The sequence below is a fragment of the Mechercharimyces sp. CAU 1602 genome (assembly GCF_024753565.1).
Taxonomy (GTDB): Bacteria; Bacillota; Bacilli; order Thermoactinomycetales; family JANTPT01; genus Mechercharimyces.
In genome coordinates this window covers 752,058-770,904 of sequence record NZ_JANTPT010000001.1, presented here as the reverse complement: position 1 = coordinate 770,904, position 18,847 = coordinate 752,058, and the positions used below count along the sequence as shown (strand labels likewise).

Annotated in this window: 18 protein-coding genes; 6 read left to right on the top strand and 12 right to left on the bottom strand. The window is 42.8% G+C overall.

Annotated elements, in window-relative coordinates:
• The first annotated feature begins 322 nt into the window (after positions 1–322).
• Positions 323–1,222, top strand: a complete 900-nt coding sequence (locus tag NXZ84_RS04030; protein WP_258838993.1) for a hypothetical protein — start codon at positions 323–325, stop codon at positions 1,220–1,222.
• Positions 1,223–1,391: 169 nt separating this feature from the next.
• Entirely contained in the window at positions 1,392–1,730 is a 339-nt protein-coding gene (locus tag NXZ84_RS04025; RefSeq protein ID WP_258838992.1) for a hypothetical protein, read from the top strand.
• A 422-nt stretch (positions 1,731–2,152) separates the two neighbouring features.
• Here the strand turns inward: NXZ84_RS04025 and NXZ84_RS04020 are convergent, their stop codons facing one another.
• The 3 genes from NXZ84_RS04020 to NXZ84_RS04010 all read right to left on the bottom strand — a co-directional run bounded on the left by NXZ84_RS04020 (position 2,153) and on the right by NXZ84_RS04010 (position 4,202).
• On the bottom strand, positions 2,153–3,109 hold the full coding sequence (locus tag NXZ84_RS04020; RefSeq protein WP_258838991.1) for a patatin-like phospholipase family protein: 957 nt from the start codon (positions 3,107–3,109) through the stop codon (positions 2,153–2,155).
• Between the two features lie 169 nt (positions 3,110–3,278).
• Complete coding sequence (mntR, locus tag NXZ84_RS04015) at positions 3,279–3,707, bottom strand: transcriptional regulator MntR (protein ID WP_258838990.1); 429 nt, start codon at positions 3,705–3,707, stop codon at positions 3,279–3,281.
• 51 nt (positions 3,708–3,758) lie between these two features.
• A complete protein-coding gene (locus tag NXZ84_RS04010; RefSeq protein WP_258838989.1) occupies positions 3,759–4,202 on the bottom strand; it encodes a PCYCGC domain-containing protein in 444 nt (147 codons plus the stop codon).
• Between the two features lie 180 nt (positions 4,203–4,382).
• Between NXZ84_RS04010 and NXZ84_RS04005 the strand changes: the two genes are divergently transcribed.
• A complete protein-coding gene (locus NXZ84_RS04005; protein ID WP_258838988.1) occupies positions 4,383–4,526 on the top strand; it encodes a hypothetical protein in 144 nt (47 codons plus the stop codon).
• Positions 4,527–4,636: 110 nt separating this feature from the next.
• On the opposite strand, the gene NXZ84_RS04000 is transcribed toward NXZ84_RS04005, so the two are convergent.
• The gene (locus NXZ84_RS04000) at positions 4,637–4,960 is read right to left on the bottom strand and encodes a hypothetical protein (protein ID WP_258838987.1); all 324 of its coding nucleotides are present in this window, start codon (positions 4,958–4,960) and stop codon (positions 4,637–4,639) included.
• 349 nt (positions 4,961–5,309) lie between these two features.
• Between NXZ84_RS04000 and hutH the strand changes: the two genes are divergently transcribed.
• A complete protein-coding gene (gene hutH, locus NXZ84_RS03995) occupies positions 5,310–6,836 on the top strand; it encodes a histidine ammonia-lyase (RefSeq protein ID WP_258838986.1) in 1,527 nt (508 codons plus the stop codon).
• 62 nt (positions 6,837–6,898) lie between these two features.
• On the opposite strand, the gene NXZ84_RS03990 is transcribed toward hutH, so the two are convergent.
• Positions 6,899–7,648 (bottom strand): metallophosphoesterase, encoded by a 750-nt coding sequence (locus NXZ84_RS03990; RefSeq protein ID WP_258838985.1) that lies wholly within the window; start codon positions 7,646–7,648, stop codon positions 6,899–6,901.
• A 127-nt stretch (positions 7,649–7,775) separates the two neighbouring features.
• Here NXZ84_RS03990 and NXZ84_RS03985 point away from each other — a divergent pair, with 127 nt between their 5' ends.
• Positions 7,776–8,432, top strand: coding sequence for an SGNH/GDSL hydrolase family protein (locus tag NXZ84_RS03985; RefSeq protein WP_258838984.1), 657 nt, complete (start codon positions 7,776–7,778; stop codon positions 8,430–8,432).
• A 70-nt stretch (positions 8,433–8,502) separates the two neighbouring features.
• Here the strand turns inward: NXZ84_RS03985 and NXZ84_RS03980 are convergent, their stop codons facing one another.
• Positions 8,503–11,802 (bottom strand): vitamin B12-dependent ribonucleotide reductase, encoded by a 3,300-nt coding sequence (locus NXZ84_RS03980; RefSeq protein ID WP_258838983.1) that lies wholly within the window; start codon positions 11,800–11,802, stop codon positions 8,503–8,505.
• A gap of 339 nt (positions 11,803–12,141) precedes the next feature.
• Between NXZ84_RS03980 and dat the strand changes: the two genes are divergently transcribed.
• Complete coding sequence (dat, locus tag NXZ84_RS03975; RefSeq protein ID WP_258838982.1) at positions 12,142–12,975, top strand: D-amino-acid transaminase; 834 nt, start codon at positions 12,142–12,144, stop codon at positions 12,973–12,975.
• 45 nt (positions 12,976–13,020) lie between these two features.
• On the opposite strand, the gene NXZ84_RS03970 is transcribed toward dat, so the two are convergent.
• From NXZ84_RS03970 to NXZ84_RS03945, 6 genes are all read right to left on the bottom strand, one after another.
• Entirely contained in the window at positions 13,021–14,859 is a 1,839-nt protein-coding gene (locus NXZ84_RS03970; RefSeq protein ID WP_258838981.1) for a hypothetical protein, read from the bottom strand.
• A gap of 227 nt (positions 14,860–15,086) precedes the next feature.
• Positions 15,087–15,911 carry a lipoate--protein ligase family protein gene (locus NXZ84_RS03965; protein WP_258840327.1) on the bottom strand — a complete coding sequence of 275 codons (825 nt, stop codon included), beginning with the start codon at positions 15,909–15,911 and terminating at the stop codon, positions 15,087–15,089.
• 90 nt (positions 15,912–16,001) lie between these two features.
• The gene (locus tag NXZ84_RS03960; RefSeq protein WP_258838980.1) at positions 16,002–16,130 is read right to left on the bottom strand and encodes a hypothetical protein; all 129 of its coding nucleotides are present in this window, start codon (positions 16,128–16,130) and stop codon (positions 16,002–16,004) included.
• A gap of 119 nt (positions 16,131–16,249) precedes the next feature.
• Positions 16,250–17,017, bottom strand: coding sequence for a 2,4-dienoyl-CoA reductase (gene fadH / locus NXZ84_RS03955; protein WP_258838979.1), 768 nt, complete (start codon positions 17,015–17,017; stop codon positions 16,250–16,252).
• A gap of 136 nt (positions 17,018–17,153) precedes the next feature.
• Entirely contained in the window at positions 17,154–17,639 is a 486-nt protein-coding gene (locus NXZ84_RS03950) for a tetratricopeptide repeat protein (RefSeq protein WP_258838978.1), read from the bottom strand.
• An 11-nt stretch (positions 17,640–17,650) separates the two neighbouring features.
• Complete coding sequence (locus NXZ84_RS03945; RefSeq protein ID WP_258838977.1) at positions 17,651–18,817, bottom strand: GNAT family N-acetyltransferase; 1,167 nt, start codon at positions 18,815–18,817, stop codon at positions 17,651–17,653.
• Positions 18,818–18,847: the final 30 nt, after the last annotated feature.

The window sequence follows — 18,847 nt, the reverse complement described above, 5'->3', positions numbered from 1 at the left end:
AAATCCCCTTCTGGTATCAGCTACCCGTTATAATACCATGAATATGAATTACTTGAGGGGATGTTGTGCCCCAAAAACCGCAATAGACCAAGCACTAATGCTGCTTTACGGGTGGGATTGCGATTGTTATGGGATTGGCGATTATAGGATTCGGTTTTTCTTGTGGAAACGCAAGGCTCGTAGGTGAAGCGTAAAATAGTGATTGATTGCGATGGGGATGCTACTAATAAAAATAGCTGTAAACCTATTATTTGACACACATTCCATGTTTAATATATGATTAGAATATAAATTTCCATTATTTAAAAGGTAGATGATATTCATGGGAGATCTCGAAAAAATAATCCGAAGCTATATAAATGGTAATCGTAATCCAACTGAGCCTCCTCCTACAACTGTTTTCTTGTCTAAAATACTTTTTATTGTGATTTGTATATTTATATGGTATTCAGGGATACGGTTAATAAGCTATGATACATCATTCAAATGGCTTAATGTGGTTTTTCATCATGCCGGCTTGTTAATTTGTCTTTCCCCGTTTTTAAGCAGCTACTATTTCACAAAAAAAATAGTACCATGGAATTACCAACAACCACTAGACGAAATAGTTGGGTATAAAATATTTTCCATTATTTTGAGTGTTGTTTTTAAACACCCTAAACAATATTTTTACCATATAGGTCAATTAAACTTCGATCAAGCAAATTCCAGAAAAATAATTAGTCTATTCGGTGACACAGATAACATACTTCAGCTTTTTCATAAGGATTTCTCAGAGGAAGCCTATAGAAGAAAAAGCTCTGCCAAGGAAGAAATTAGATCTTCATATCCTTCAAAACCTTTCGCTGAATGCGTACAAGAAAAAATAGATAAATTTAGCATAGAGATTCCTACACTAAATTTCGATAACTACAAGAGATCCCTAGGAAAGATGAATTATTTCCCACATCATCTCATCCCTATGAATAAAAGAGTCCGAAATATACAGTTTTTATTCCCATTACATCCCATAACTATTGATAAAGTAGGCTGGTGTATTCCTTATACTGGTGAAGTAAAATTACTTAATCTCGGTGTGAATCCTTATCCTTGGAAATGGAAGCCGTATGTGAAAATAGATACCACCCATCAAGAAATAGAGTATATTTCGGTTTCTTATTCAATGGATGAATCCCAATCGGAATTTGAACATTTTCTAAAACACTTAAAAATCAAACCTTGAGTCACTAGAATTAAAAGTTGATCGTTTCAATAAAGAGCTGACTGCAATCATTGAAAGAGAATATAAACAAGCATTCAATAATCTATATGAAAGGATTGAACCAGACAAAAACATAGAATTCTACGTCGAAGTAGAAATAGAAAGCGAACCTGAGGAGGAAATAGATCAAATGAATCCCCCTGCAAATGGAAATCAAATTCAGATTATAAATCACGGAACGCTCACAACTGGCAATATAACACAAAGTAGTGAAAATTCAAGCCACACTGACTTTGAGTATATATACCAAAGACTAAAAAAAACTTTGCGGTCTGCCGACTTAAGCGTAGATAAAAAACATTCGTTTTCACATAGCCTAGAGGATATAAAAGCAGAAGTCCAGTCAGAAAGTCCAAATAATGAAACTATCAGTAAACGACTAGATAAATTGATGTCGATAGCAACGATTGTTTCCGGAACATCAGCGCTTGTTACCATCGTAGATGAATTAGCGGAACTCTTGCTTTAAGAAGTATGGTAACGTTTCCCTCCGAACATTTATTTGATTACACGGATTCTACTTACACCAGACGTCACACCTTCGCTACCCCCGCCTGGGGGGTTCATAGGGTATGCGAATCGCCACTCTTTCGCTTCTCTTCGTCAACGCATCCATATTCATCTGTTTCACACACCCTCTCTCAATTTACGATCCAAACTGAGTTACCTCATAGTCACGATATTCCATCCACTAAAAGGAGGTGTGTACAAAAATATTTCGCATCAGATGTTGCTTCATCAAGCAGTCATCTCTTCCTTGATCGATACAAATAACGACCACCCAGCTCTATCAAGCACCTCTTCAATCACTATGATAAACTCATCCCAGTCGCCACCCACTAAACCAGCGCTAACCCCCGATATCCCCTTCGATTCCTAGCTTCTTTACTATCATTCATCAAAATCACGCTTCCCAGCTTGCAGACGATAAGAAAGGCGAGACTTCTTCCCTCGTACTGCCAAATAGCTAGAAAAAGAAAATTCTGCAAAAAATGCCTCTGCTGCCTCCACTCCTGATTGATAAAGCTCCTCTCGTTCCTTTTTTCCGATGGAAAAGTCATCTGTTCCATACCCTAGTGTAGGAATAAGAATGGAGCGCAATTTATCTATCTCTTTAATAGCACGATTATCATGCGCATCCATCATCGTGAAAAACAGAGCACGAAAAAGTGAGATTGGGCCATCAATGGGGTAAGGTTCACCAAATTCATCTGTAATCAAACGAAAACCGAGTGTAGGCCAACGCGGTTGCTCTTCGTCGAACAACCATACAGGAAAGTTACTCAACACCCCTCCATCAACAAGATAGCTTGTGGTTTGTGACGGGGAATGAGTAATAGTAACCGGTTCGTAAAAATATGGAATGCTGGTGCTCATGCGTATTGCTCGTGCCACTGTAAGGGAATCGCTGGAACATCCATATTCATTCAGTTCATGTGGCAAAACCAAGAGTGAGCCACGACTAATATCTGATGTAATCACCCTGAGCTCACACTCTTTTAAATCAGTAAACGTATAAATACCACGTTTTGCTAATAGGCCTCCTACCCATTCCTCCAAAGCATCACCGCTATAAAGCCCTTGGCGGAACCAAAGACGTATTGCTTGTGAACCAGGGATAAAGTTGTGCCATTTTTTAGGTATTAATTCACGAAAATCTTTCTCCATCAAGATCTGATAAATCTCATCACTACTGTATCCTGCTGCATAGAGGGCAGCCACGAGCGCTCCCACCGATGTTCCTGCTAATCGTTGAAAATGGAAGCCTTTCCTCTCTGCAACACTTAGAGCCCCCACCAACCCAATTCCTTTCATGCCACCGCCTTCAAATACAGCATCTGCTTCCATATCGGTCCCCACCTCACATAAAAAAGCATGCCATACGCTTATGTATATTATTTATTCAGAATTGTAAGTGGGTGTACCTTTTTGTGGCAACGATCACATTTCGTGCCCGGTTAGATCTTAGCGGAAGTCCTGTGATCTAACCGGAAGCTGCTTCATTCGTTTAACAATCTTACTCTACTATCCCATCTTGCTTTTTCTTAAATGCCTTAAAATCATCTACACGTTCTGGTTTTTCCTGCAGAAACTGTACTAGTTGTTCAATACACATAATTGAATTCCAACTGAGATGATGCTCAATTCCTTCTACATCATCATAAATAAGTTCTTCTTTTACACCAATCGCCCGTAAAAATTCTTCTAATAACTGATGCCGCTCTAAAAGGCGTTTCCCAAACTGCTCACCCTTGGCAGTTAAGATCAAGCCACGATATTTCTCGTAGATGAGGTACTCTTTCTCATCTAATTTTTGCACCATTTTCGTCACTGACGAGGGATGAACCGATAGCGCCTCTGCGATGTCTGATACACGTGCATATCCTTTTTGCTCAATCAATTTATATATATTTTCGATGTAATCTTCCATGCTCGGTGTTGGCATACTTAGCCCCCTCCACTTTCATTCACTTAGGCAATCAAATCCACAAGATCTTCACAAATTTTTAGGTGGGTAAGGAGTAATTGTAGGTTCTTTGCCCTCGCCGATCGTATCATCGATCTCTTGCCGCACCTTATCTAGAGATTTTCCTTCGTCCAATCCTACCTTCGTATTAAGAACAATATCAACGCATATTCCACAACCGGAACCGTGCTCGTTAAAAGTAACTTTGTCACCGTCGTGCTCCCTAATGAAGCAATCCCGTACACTCTTGTGATCGATCGAACCACACTGGCAATAGCACGGGATAAAAGAGAGCTCCTCCGTATGATCCACTGCATAGGCATAGGCATCAGAAGCATGAGGGATACGCGATGTGTGTACAAAATCAGGAAAGGTTAACTGTTGTTTACTTTGATAAGAATACGCTTCCTCTTTATTATTTGCATTTTCATCTGTGCATCCTACCAAGCTTGTACCACTTAAGATTGCCATCATAAAGATTAGACACCCTCTGCGCAACATGAAGATCACCCCGTAACATTAGCGTTTCTTCATTTTAACATATTTCACATGAAAACGTTGTGCCCATTTCTCTTATCTGTATTAAAACAGTATTTACAAACGCGACTCTGTTATAGTATAATACCTGTAGATAACGAAAGCGGGGGATTAAGAATGAAACAGAAAAGGGAAGCAAAAGGATATACAACCACTTGTCCTCACTGTGGTAAGCAAATTGCTAAAGAGAGTGAAACCAAGCTAAATGACTGTTGCTCACAGTATTGGATTAAACAGCAATTAGATAACTGTTATTGGTAAAATCGAGTTCATACTTTGTTCACCTCCCACCCCATGTGGGTTTTTTTCTGTCTGTTTATTCTTAATCAAAAAAAAAAGACGCACTCTATTTTAAGAGAGCGTCTTTTTTACTATGAGCCGACTCTGCGTGCTTTGAGACGAACATTTTCAATGATAATACTGCCTCGAACCAAGGCAAACACCAAAGCTATATTGCGCGTAGTTGCGGGCGGGGGTGGCACAATAACATAAAATCGATTAAACCGATCGCGAAATTTATGTCGTGGCTCGATTTGCGCTTCTGTTGTTGTTAAAATTCGATTCGTCTCATCGAGATAGGCAATTTGTGCATATATGAATGGGGTCACCTTCATTGGATTCATATTAAAGATACGAAAGTATAGATAGTATGCACAACCATGTTCAAATGGACCGGAAATTGTTTGGGATAACACTCCCGGATGTTTAGGGCCCAATTGCAAAGATCTGATGTTCTCTCTGCGCGGATGTTGCACCATCTGTAAATTTCTACCTCTCCAGTGTCGCTTTCCATTACGAAAAAAACCATTTCTTACTATATTTCTATTAGAACATCCCATAATTTCTTCATCCTCCTTCTAACCTCTCTTCATATCATATGAACTTTCTTAGATAGAGGACTGGACAGTTCGGTAAAATGCGAAATATGTTAATATAGACGTAAAGAATCTATATGTTATTTCAACACCATCGGGAGGGGGGATCAGTGCAGACTGATCCCCCTTTTCACTTATCTCTTTATCCTGATAACGGAGGAAAGCATCTATGAAACCAATTATATTAGATGGTCATTCACTTACACTATCTCAATTTGAACAAGTAGTTTATCGTTACGCTCCTGTTCAATTAGCGCCTACCGCAATCAAAAAGATGCAGCAATCTCGTAATGAAGTGGAACAGCTCGTTCAAGAAGGAAAAACTGTTTATGGCATTACTACGGGATTCGGTAAATTTAGTGATGTTGTTATCGATCAACACCAATCTAACGAACTGCAATTAAATTTAATCCGTAGCCATGCTTGTGGAGTGGGTAAACCCTTGTCTATCCCAGCTGTGCGGGGCATCATGCTTCTACGAGCAAATGCACTGGCAAAAGGGTTTTCTGGTGTTCGACCTGAAGTAGTCCACTTTTTGCTTTCTCTGCTTGCGCTTAAGATCCATCCTGTTATTCCAGAACAAGGATCATTGGGAGCAAGTGGGGATTTGGCTCCTTTAGCACATATGACATTGCCTCTGCTTGGATTAGGAGAAGTATATTATGAGAATGAGCGCATCAGTGGAGGTGAAGCATTACAACGGGCAGGATTAACTCCACTTCGCCTAGAGGCGAAAGAAGGGTTGGCCCTTATCAACGGTACACAAATGATGACAAGCCTTACTGCACTAGCCCTTCTCCATGCTCAAAATCTACTGCTGTCTGCCGATATTATAGCTAGTTTGACTGTGGAAGCACTATCTGGAATTCCGCATGCCTATCATCCGCTTTTACATCATGCTCGTGGCCAGCTCGGACAAATCACAACCGCTAAGAATATGCTCCTTCTGTTAACAGATAGCGGTCATACTACCGAGCCCGGCGAACGCCGTGTTCAAGACGCCTATAGTTTGCGATGTATTCCTCAGGTACACGGAGCATCCAAAGACACTTATCAATACGTAGAACAGATCTTAAACCGTGAACTTAATGCCGCCACGGATAATCCACTTATCTTTAGCGATGAAGGGGAGATCATCTCTGGAGGAAACTTTCATGGACAGCCCATTGCCCTAGCCGCTGACTTCCTTTCCATCGCTCTAGCTGAGATAGGAAATATCTCAGAACGACGTACCGAACGCTTAGTTAATCCTAGCTTAAGTGATCTTCCCGCCTTCCTCACGAAAAATGGAGGGCTTCACTCTGGCTACATGATTTTGCAATACGTAGCAGCAGCACTTGTATCAGAGAATAAGACCCTTTGTCATCCAGCATCGGTCGACTCCATCCCCTCCTCTGCCAATCAAGAAGATCACGTGAGTATGGGTTCGATCGGTTCACGCAAGCTGCTACAAGTAGTCGATAACCTTTATTCCATATTAGCTGTAGAGTATGTATGTGCTGCTCAAGCATTAGAGTTTCATCCTTCACTTCAATTAGGCGCAGGGGGTCAATCCGCATATGACCTCTTACGTGAACAGGTTAGCCCCTTAACTGCAGATCGTGAGGGACACCAGGACATAGAAGCTGCAGCAAATGTACTTCGTCAAGGATCTCTTGTCAAAAAAGTTCTTCCTCACCATCCGTTACAGCTTTAATTACTACGCTCTCTCATCAATCACAAAAGCCCGTCCAGTCATCTCTTGGAGCGGGCTTTACATTATACACTTAACTTAAGCGGACGAAAGTGAAGATGATCACATGAAACAAGGTGCAACTTAATGCCGTCAATCTCTCCTTCAATTGCTTCTTTTGTTGCCCCACCATGCAAATGTCCATATAAACAAGTGGTTACACCAAATTGACGCATCACTTCCATAAACTCAGAGTTAGACGAATGCTTACTCACCGGTGGATAATGAATCATGGCGATCCGCTCCCGATCCGGCTCTTCTTTGGCAGCCACTTCAAGTGCCATCCGTAAACGACCCACCTGCCTATCATAGATACGTCGATCACGTTCTTCCTCCCAATAGCGATCCCCTGGCAGATTCCAACCCCGGGTCGCCACTAATACCTTCCCTTCCACCACCGTATAATCTCCATCCAACCATTCAATTCTTTGCGGCAGTGCTTTACGCACCTTCGCTTTACTCTGCACATAATAACAATGATTCCCAGGGGAACACACTTTTCTGCCTGGAAGCTGATCAATCCAACCAAAATCATATCGGGCTTGCTCCATTTTCATCGCCCAGCTGATATCACCTGGTATCAAAACGGTATCCCCTTCATCTACTTCCTGAAGCCAATGATCACGAATAGTATTGTAGTGTTCCGTCCAGCCGAACACATCCATGGGCTTCAAAATATCCGCTTCTGGTTGTATGTGATATAGATCTACTTCTTTATTAAAAGATAAATGCAAATCACTGATGGCGTATATAGCCACATGTGTCACGCCCTTCACAAAATGATCTAAAAAATCCGTTGTTCTCTATTATAACAAATGCGCAAAGGAGGCTGTTCGCCGTTTCGATTCCCTCTCTTCGTTCATACAATATAGCAAATGAAGCTTGTCAATAGGAGGGAGTGGTATGTCCAATCCTTATATTTATACTGCTCTGGGTGATTCCATAACAGCTGGCTACTCTGCCCCGATGAAGTTTGGCTTTGTCGATATGTTTTATGAACGTTTACAGGGAGTATATCCAGAATCTCAGCTCTACAACTTTAGTAAAGGAGGGATTACAAGCAGTCAACTCTTCGCTCACATTAGACGCTCATATGCAGTCCAATCTTCCATCTCTAAATCAAGTCTGATTACGATCACCATTGGCGGCAATGATTTGATGCGCAGTTATGTAAAGACGACGATGCTTCAGCAACCCTACGCCTTTTATCAAGCTAAAGAGCGGTTCGCCTATAATATAAATGGCATATTATCCTGGCTACGCTACTATACCGAGGCCCCGATTTATTTCATGAATTTATATAACCCATATCCCCACTCTCTTCTCTCTCGTCAACAAATCGGTGAGTATAATGCTGTGATCAATGAGTACGCTATCCGTTGGAACACTAATATTTTAGATTTGTATACTCTTTTCTATAAGCATGAAGCTACTTTTATTCATGGCTACCAAGGAGGGGGACTGACACGCATTCGCATAATTGGTGAAAATCCCGTCCATCCCAACACGTACGGACATGCCGCCATTGCCGATCTAATGTGGCAACGGGCCGCTATCTAGAAAACAAAAAGAATGACAAGACCGTCCCCAACCGAGGTACGGTCTTCGTCGTCGTCGCATGTCTCCTTTGTTACGAACAGCCTGTTGTCGCACCACAATCTAGACATACATAACAAGATCCATTACGCTTCGTCATTCCTCCACACTCTATACATAATGGAGCTCCACTACTAGCCCGTATCGCCTCACGATTACCAGACTCTGCTGCAGTTCCTGTCACTTCTTGATACGCTTTTTCCATCTCCGCTCGTGCAGATGGAGAATTCCATTCATTGCTTTCACCCGCTGCTCTTTTCTTTGTCGCATATGCACGTAGTTCCTCTGTACGAGGAGGTATTTGCACGAAGTCAGTCTTCTCCAGATACTCCATCCCTAACATCCGAAAAACATAATCAATAACAGAGGTGGCCATCTTCACATTGGGATGATCCACAGTACCTGCTGGTTCAAACCGTGTAAATGTCATCGAGTCTACATATTTTTCCAGCGGGACACCATGTTGCAATCCGAGGGAGACCGCAACTGCAAATGCATCCAACATTCCTCTCATCGTACTACCCGCCTTATGCATATCGATAAAAATCTCACCTAGGCTACCATCTTCGTACTCCCCGGTGCGGACAAAGATTTTTTGACCCGCAATTCGAGCCTCTTGCGTAAATCCTTCGCGCTTACGCGGGAGACGACGACGCACACTAGCAACATGACCTTGGCCAATCTCTTCTTCTAACATAGAGGCCGCCGTCAGCGAAACCATAGACAACGCTTCATGTCCCCGTTCAGTCTTTTCCTCCTGCTGTTCTTCCTCTTCCTCATCGTGACGACTATTAAGTGGCTGTGAACTTTTGGAACCATCGCGATATAAAGCGACTGCTTTTAAGCCTAGCTTCCATCCCTCTTCATACGCATACGAGATCTCTTCTACAGAGGAAGAGTGCGGCATATTAATGGTCTTAGATATCGCACCGCTTAAAAAAGGTTGTGCGGCAGCCATCATACGCAAATGACCCATATAGTGGATAAAACGCTTGCCGTGCTTACCACATGGACTAGCTGTATCAAAGACGGCATAATCATCTTTTTTCAGATGTGGTGCCCCTTCCACAGTCATACGACCACAAATAACTTCGCCTGCCTCTTCAATCTCTCGTTTACTAAAACCTAGTGCACGTAATAACTGAAAATCAGAAGCTTCGTACTCGCTCGCTGAAAATCCGAGACGTTCACATCCTTCTTTCCCAATTGACCATACATTAAAAGCAAAAGACAGATCAAAAACAGATGGCAACTTCTCTTCAACACGACTAATCTCTTCATCGGTTAACCCTTTTAATCGCAGGGTATCACGGTTGATATGAGGGGCATCTTTTAATGTTAGTGTTCCCGTGACATAGTGTAAAATCTCTTCGATCTCTTCAGGTTTATACCCTAGATTTTTAAGTGCTGGTCTGATCGACTGATTAGCAATTTTAAAGTAACCCCCTCCTGCCAATTTCTTAAATTTAACAAGAGCAAAGTCAGGCTCCACACCCGTTGTGTCACAGTCCATCAAAAGTCCAATCGTCCCCGTGGGTGCCAGTAGAGTGGTTTGGGCATTGCGATAACCAACTCTTTCACCCAATTCCAATGCTTCATCCCAGCTAGTACGAGCCGCTTCCAACAATTCAGCTGGACAATACTGAGGGTCGATTCCCAAAGGCTGGACAGTTAATCCCTCATATTCTTCCGCATGCGCATGATATGCCGCACGTCGATGGTTTCGAATCACGCGCAACATAGAAGAGCGATTCGACTTATACGCTGTAAAGGGCCCTAATTCAGCCGCCATCTCAGCCGAGGTCTTATACGATGTACCTGTCATCAGTGCAGTAATGCCACCGGCCAGCGCCAACGCCTCTTTAGAATCATACGGGATGCCTGATACCATGAGCAACGTACCAATATTGGCGTATCCTAGACCAAGCGTTCGATATTGATATGATTTTATTGCTATTTCCTGTGAAGGGTACTGCGCCATCAAAACAGAGATCTCCAACACGATTGTCCATAAGCGTGTCGCATGCTGAAATGCTTCCACATGAAATGTACGTGCCTCACTACTAAAAAACTTCATCAGGTTGAGCGAAGCCAGGTTGCATGCTGTATCATCAAGGAACATATACTCTGAGCACGGGTTGGATGCATTAATACGATTGTGACGTGCCCCCAATTGACCGTCCATCCCCGCTGGGGTAGTATGCCATTCATTAATGGTTCCATCGTATTGTATCCCCGGATCTGCGCATTCCCAGGCGGCTTGCCCTATTTGATTCCATAATTGTGCGGCTGGAATCCTTTTATCTATTTGCCCATCAGTACGCCTCCGCAACTCCCACTCCTCACCCTTTTGTAACTTCGTAAAAAATGTGTGTGGAATCCGCACCGAATTATTCGAGTTTTGTCCAGAAACAGTCTCATACGCTTCACCATTAAACGAAGGATCGAAGCCTGCTTCAATTAAAATCCTCGCTTTCTTTTCTTCCTTCGCTTTCCATTGAATAAAGTCTTCAATATCTGGGTGATCAATATCCAACGTCACCATCTTAGCAGCACGACGTGTAGTCCCGCCTGACTTGATAGCTCCAGCAGCACGATCACCGATCTTCAGAAAAGAAAGTAGCCCGGAAGATGTTCCTCCACCTGAAAGTTTCTCCCCCTTACCACGAATCGCAGAGAAGTTGGTCCCAGTACCGCTCCCGTACTTAAAGAGTCGGGCTTCACGTACCCACAAATCCATGATACCGCCATCATTAACCAAATCATCTTGCAAAGATTGAATAAAACAAGCATGTGGTTGTGGCCGTGTATAGGCATCTTTTCCCTGCCGTAATTTCTCCGTCTCTGGATCCACGTAGTAATGGCCCTGTGCTTTCCCAGTAATGTTATAGGCATATGCTAGTCCTGTATTAAACCATTGTGGAGAATTGGGTGCTGCCATCTGGTGCAACAACATATATACAAGCTCATCATAAAATGCTTGCGCATCGTCTTCATCATCAAAATATCCATATTGCATACCCCACTCACGCCAACATCCCACCAAGCGATGAATCACTTGTCGCACACTTGTTTCAGGCCCTGTCAGTGGTTCTCCTTCTTCATTTACACGTACATTTCCATCTTCATCTCGCTGAGGAACCCCCGCCTTGCGAAAATATTTCGAAACCATAATGTCTGAAGCCACTTGACTCCAGGATTCCGGGATTTCTGCTCCCTTCATTTCAAAAACGACCGATCCATCGGGGTTCGTAATACGACAATCTCGCTTACTATACTGAACAGATTGAAAGACGTCTTCTCCAACTCGTGTGAAATAGCGTTTTATTTTCAACCTTTACCCCTCCCACATCTTATAAGACCGTAGCTGACATTCAATTTTTAACAGGATCGTTTGATCACTAGATATAGCTATGCACCATTATATCATTACAAGATTTAGCAATCTAGGGGATAGCAGTATCTGTGTTCGCCTAGATTGATGAAACTTGACCCCAGTCAACGGCGTTCCTACTCATGTGACGCTTCTTCCTCTCCTATTTGTCACGTTCTCTGCGATAAGAAACCAAATTTGCTTAACATAGACACACAAGCAAGCACTTCAATGAAAAATAGTGTAAAATAAAGCAATCAGCAAATCATTATACTTTTTTGATATCTGGAGGTCTTATTGATGATTTTATTTGATAATCAACTTATTGAACGGAAAAACGCTCCCGTCGATATTGAAGATCGTGGCTACCAATTTGGTGATGGCGTATATGAGGTTATCCGCGTGTATGGCAGCAAGCCTTTTTATATGCAAGCCCACCTTGATCGCTTTGCTCGTAGTGCACACGAAATTCGTCTTGAGCTCCCATACGGGTTAGATATTCTCGAAGATCATCTCAAAGCGTTAATCGAGCAAAACAACCTTGTGGACGGAAATATCTACTTACAATTGTCACGCGGAGTAGCCCCCCGTTCTCATCCATTTCCTGCCCAAGCTACCCCCATCATCGTCGCCTATGTCATCCCAGCTCCCCGTCCCCTTCAAGCTCTAAAGCAGGGCGTTCATGCGATCACGACAGAAGATATTCGCTGGTTACGATGCGATATTAAGAGTCTTAATCTTTTAGGCGCAGTTCTCGCCAAACAAGAAGCGGTCGATCGCAATGCACAAGAAGCAATCTTACACCGTGATGGAATCCTCACCGAGGGAAGTGCGACCAATGTGTTTATTGTAAAAGATGGCACTCTTTACACCCATCCCGCTAATAATCTTATTCTGCATGGCATCACACGTGCTGTCACACTTACTCTGATCGCACAAGAAGGATTACAGTGTATCGAACGCCCCGTCGCCATCGATGTGATTAGAGACGCAGACGAAATCTTCCTGACGGGAACCACTGTAGAAGTTACCCCTGTCACTCATGTTAACGGTCATGAAATCGGTACAGGAAAGCCCGGGCCAATTACAAAACAGTTACAACAAGCATTTGAGCAACTTATCGCACAATCCTAGTAATAAACAGAGGAGCACACCTGATCAGGTGTGCTCCTCTGTTTATTACTTTTTTATAATTTCTAACTCAGACTCACTTTGAATCGCTACATTTTTAATATTAATTTTTTCCATAAAAGCGGGATGAATATGACCTCGATTGGAACCTTGTGCTAACTCGATACCGATTTTTGTCCCTTCTGTCAACACTTTTAACTCAGTATCCAAACCGGGTTCCCACTCCCACATGATTGTTTGTCGTACCAACTCTTTTTTCTCATCGCCATCAATTTGGCTAAAGATCAAATCCCCTTCACTCGACCAGATCAGCTCATACACTTTCCCTTTTTCCGTATCGATATATAGTTGCAGTGGGTCGCCTCTATATCCCGCTGAGCGACGAAAGATGATCGGTTGATTATCAATCTTCTTGTAACTGGATTGAATCATCACGTGCTCATAAAAATTCATACTGTACGCAGAAGCAAGCCCTACTCCTGATACGAGATCCCAAGTATGATTTAAACGCCATTCTTGTAGTTTTGTCTGAGTATGATCAATCTTCTCCGTTCTCACTTTACCCAATGACGTCTCTTTCTTTTCCCCAATCGCTTCCAACGTAAATTTGCCTGTAGGAAGCTCAGGACCCGTTGCTAACCATCGTGTTTTTTTACCGGTTTCTGTGATAGAAGCACGCAATCGTCCATTAGGGATAAAGAGAAGCTCCACTTGGTACTCTGTATTTGGTTGCATAACAAAGGACTCCCCGGAATTGGCCATCGTATACGTGACATTCTCCCCCGAACGGAACAACTCTACCCCGCCCATTTCATCCACACGCAATCCATATGTAGTAGATTCATTTGCTCCCTTTAGTTGAATCGTCACTGGCGTAACATCATTTAGCTTAAGTGGGACATTAATACTGGTAGCGCCCTTAATCTCTTCTTTCTTTGTATACAAGAATGCTCCTTCTTCAGAAGAGGTGCCCTTTCTGGTCTCTCCCTGCTTAGGGCTTGCTGCTTGGATTAGCTCAGAAGAAGTTACTTCTCCTGTAGACGGAGAGGAGCTAGAAGAAAATAAAAATAGAATCAGTCCCAGTGCAAAGATAGCTGTCATAATCGTCGCACCGATGAGAATCCAACTTTTTTCTTTCCTCGTTGTTTCAGCTAGAATGGGTAGTTTCGCCATCTTCGGTAAGGAAGGAGAAATCCCTTTTTTATTTACCAATCCATCCATACGTCGTAAGATAGCATAGATCGAATTTTTTTCAATTAACGAATCCAGGGCAAGCTCGTGTATCGATTGTGGCATTTTATGCTTGCTCAACTCTTGTTTCTTATCCTTCACACTACTAGGCTGTTTCCCAGTGAGTAGATAAAAGAGCAAAGAACGCCACTTCTCATCCGGCTCCATCTTCCATTTATTATTTGGTTCACGATGGCCGTAGGTCGCATCCCCATAAAAAATGATATAAGGGCAATCATTGTCTATAATAATATTGCGCGGATCCAGAGTGGTATAAAACGGTAATGAAATCCGTGTTAAATCCATCATAGTGTATGTCAATCTTTGCGCAAAGCGCAATGCCTTTTCTGGCTCTAGCGGACCTTCTTCTCTCATAAACAGCGGAAGAGGATTCCCTTTTAAAGGAGGGTGAACCAAGATCATCCGATCCGACTCTTCAAGCACTTGAATAACAGGAGCCAGATGGGGGTGTTTCATATGCAAGAGCATCTCTTTAAAGTCTTTTGGTAAAGACCGGGGAAGTGAAATTTCCTGCAAATAGACCTGCGATCCATCGGTATCCGAAGCCCGCAATAACTGCCCAGAGAAAAACATAATTTCGTCTTCTACCGTATAGTTTCCTATCTGACTACCAGACTGATATTGCTTTTCTTCCAACATATTCCCTCCCCAACCAAACTCTACAACTTCCCCTATCGATCAGCACTCCTATAAAAATAGCGTTCTGATTACTAGGATTTTGTCTTTATCGTACTCTTCTTATCGATAAAAATCAAGAAGTTTCGACATATCCCACACAATAGAAACTAGGTACGATTAACAGCAGTTGATTCCTTGTTTATGTAATTTCGGATATAAGTAGTTCCTACTAGAAATCTCGTTTGTTAGCGGCGCAGATTCCATTCATCTGTATTATACCGAGAATAACTTAATTGTTTTGCCAGTTCTTGTTCATAAGCAGTTAACGCCCCTGGAACCAACGTTATATCTAACCCTTTCGCAAACCCTTTTTGAAATGCCAAAATCATCTCATCCATCGTTACCGTCCGCTTACTCAGCTGTTCTATCGCAACTGCTTTTGATAAAAAAGCTTCTTTCATTTTTTGCTTCTCTTCTACGGAAGCAAAACGCAATACTTCAAATAACATCTCTACATCTAAATCTAATGGAATAGAACCATGTTGCAAAATAATACCGCGCTGTCGTGTTTGTGCACTACCTGCGACTTTACGTCCCTCCACTACAAGTTCATATGAAGAAGGGGTATCAAAGCAGGCTGCTGTCTCTGTTCTCAATTTACCTGCCAGCGGAGCTGTCATCTCTGCAGATAAGCCAAGGTTTCGAAACCCCTCCATCAATCCTCTACTAATCACTCGATACGAATCGGTAACAGAAGTAGGCATCCCAGGATACTGTTCCGATAAAATCACACTATAGGTTAATTCCCGCTGGTGGAGGATAGCACGCCCCCCCGTCGCTCTGCGCACCAGCCCTAACTTGTTCTTATAAATCTTCTCGATATCGAGTTCTTCTTGCACTCGCTGGAAGTAGCCGATCGAAACTGCTGCTGGATCCCACTCATAAAACCGAATCGTAGGTGGAGCCATTCCTTCACTACTAGCTGTTAGAATCGCTTCATCTACTGCCATATTTTCCGCTCCTGATTGCGGTCCACTCACGATAAAGCGCCATTCACTCTTCATCTTCATCCCCACCTCATCGTTCATCTTCTCTATATTGTAACTTCCCCCCGTGATTGACACAAATGATGATCAGAAGTGCGGATATTTTCTCTTATACTATTGTTTTTGTCGTCGTCTTTGCGCCGCCCATCCTAATACGAATAGTGGGATCGTAGTCAAAATTACAACGCCAACAATCATCCACATCACGCCCTCAGACATCTCATCCACCCCTTTCTCTTTCACTGTCTACTACTCTTCCCCAGAGGAGGGTACCCCATTCTTATCACAATTTATACACTAGGACATCAAAAAAGGTGCTCTCCTAAATTGGAAAGCACCCTGTTAGGTTATCTTAGCTTAGATTACATAAAGCGAGAACCGTTCAACGATTGACCTCCATCAATCGTGATGACATCGCCGTTGATATAGCCCGATTCTTCGGAAAGCAAAAATTTAGCTAGACTAGCAATCTCATCGAGGCGACCAAAGCGCTTCAACGGTACACTTTGCAATGCCATCTTATGCATTTTCTCCGAGAGGATCAACTTATCGGTTCCACCCGTATCCTCGATAGGACCCGGAGCGATACAGTTGACGCGGATGCCATAGCGCTCTCCCCACTCGACTGCCAGCGTACGTGCCATCGCTACTACACCTGCTTTGGCAGATGCCGAGTGAATAACGCCAGCTGCACCGGTTTGCGTATACGTAGTTACAATATTAACGATGGAACCCTTATGTCCATCTTTAATCCATTCTTTCCCTACAGTTTGGGTACAGTACCACGTACCATTAAGTACAATATCGATGACCGATTTCCAACCGTTGACGGATAAATCTTCCGCATTAACAAGGAAGTTGCCTGCAGCATTATTAACGAGATGATCAATTTGACCAAAAGTCTCTTTCGTCTTTTTCACCATGTCTTCAACTTGCTCTAAATTCCGAACATCCATAGAGATAGGAAGCACTTGACCTTCAAATGTTTCGATTTCTTTTTTTGTGTTTTCTAGTTTCTCAACATCGCGGCCAATAATAACCACGTTGGCGCCTTCTTGACAAAAACGGGCCGCCATGCCTTTCCCCATGCCATTACTACCACCGGTTACAATGACTGTTTTACCTTTCATTTGATCCACTCCTCTTCCTATAATTAAAAAGTTCTTAACCATTATGAATGAGACATCATTCATTAAAATAAATCAATTGCATCCGCTTTCATTCCTATTATACCGTTCTTATGAATGAAAGAAAAGGCAACTCTCCCTACCAAACCTGCTCTAGTTTATCAGAGTAAAAGAGAATCGCTTTTTTGTAAGTGAGTATATTTTCATCCTGACTGGTTTCGGCCAGAATTTCCAATAAAATCTTTATTCCTTCGCTGCTTCTCCCTTGATTGTGTAATGTGAGGCCAGGAAAGGTATATAGTGCATTATTGTGGGGGAACTCCCTTATTCCCTGTCGCAAAAGCTGTTCAGCTCGCTCGTAGTCACCTAAACAACGGTACGTGCTCCCCAAGCCTATAAATGCTCCTTCCCGATCCTCCCCACTCAATCTACCTTCCAAAGCGCGTTCATAATGGGGAACCGCCCTACTTTCCTCACCTAGATTATCGCACACCCATGCCATGCGATAATGTAAGAGTGCATCATGGGGATCATCAACTAGTAGTGCTTCATACTCCCGTTGAGCTTCCTTATATCTTCCGACTACATGTAAGTGGATCGCTTGTTGAAAAGCTTGTTCATCCATCGATACTCCTCCTAAAAAATATCTGTCATCCACGGATTAGGACCAGCAAATAGCATAGTTACCTCTGATAAGCTATCCTCGTCTTCTGTATGTAACAATCCTTCTCTTTGAAGCTGATGTGCCGTGCGGTGACTTGTATATAAAGATGCTACTCCTTTAATATCGATTCTCAATGTACCTTCTCCCCCGCGCTCCACCGACACATCTCCTTCATTCGAAACAGTTAAAATAAAGCGGCCACAATTAGCCTCGACCCAAGGATCCTTAATCTCAAAGTGAAGAGTCGTCGCCCGACCATGTGGAAAGCCACGCATGCTAAATGCTTTTTCCACGTCTACGATACGCGCCATCCATTCCTGATAAGAGGAGATTTTCGCACCTGCCGGATCGGAAAGAGAGGATAAGAAAGAATCCTGTGGCCCTCCTCGCCAAGTCAGCTCCGTAAACATAGGGGCGTGACCTTTAATCAGCTGTAAAATACGAGCTGTCGCTGCAGGTGATGACGCAAACCAGTCTCTAATCATGATGCTCTCATTTCCTGGAGTTTGCATTAAACATACATATCCCTCTGTATTCCCATTGTTTTCAATTCGATATAGATGGAGATCGTTTTCTGGCAACAAATATAGCTTCTCCCACATCTGTTTCGTACGATCTAGTAATCCCCCATGTGACCTCGCTTGTGCGCGATAAAAAACATCAATTTTTTCATCATAGCCAATCGGAACCTTCACAACCTCCATCTCACTTGACTGTAACAACTGGAGTTCAAATAAAGATAAATGATACTGCAGTCGCATCCCTGCCAATTCAAACCCAGCTTTCCGGTAAAGAGGAACTGTCGTAGGATATAGTATTGCGAGCGGAAAGCCTTCTTCATAAAGTTCAGTAATACACTCCCGCAGTAAAACAGTGGCTACCCCTTCGCCTCTTCCCTCTGGGGTAACGGCTACTGCTGAAATTCCACTAGCTGGAACCACTCTTCCACCGTACCATTGACCTATCTTAATCCAACTAAGCCCTCCCACCAGTTGATGGTCACGGTATACTCCACGCATTTGGGTGGTATTTAACCATTCAAACCATGGTTCAATATAATCGTCTGGAAAATTAAACGATTGCTTTAGTAATGAACGGTACTGTGACTGTGCCTTGGGATCTATTGGCTCAAAGTCCATTTTACTACCCCCATTCTAAATGATTTCCCC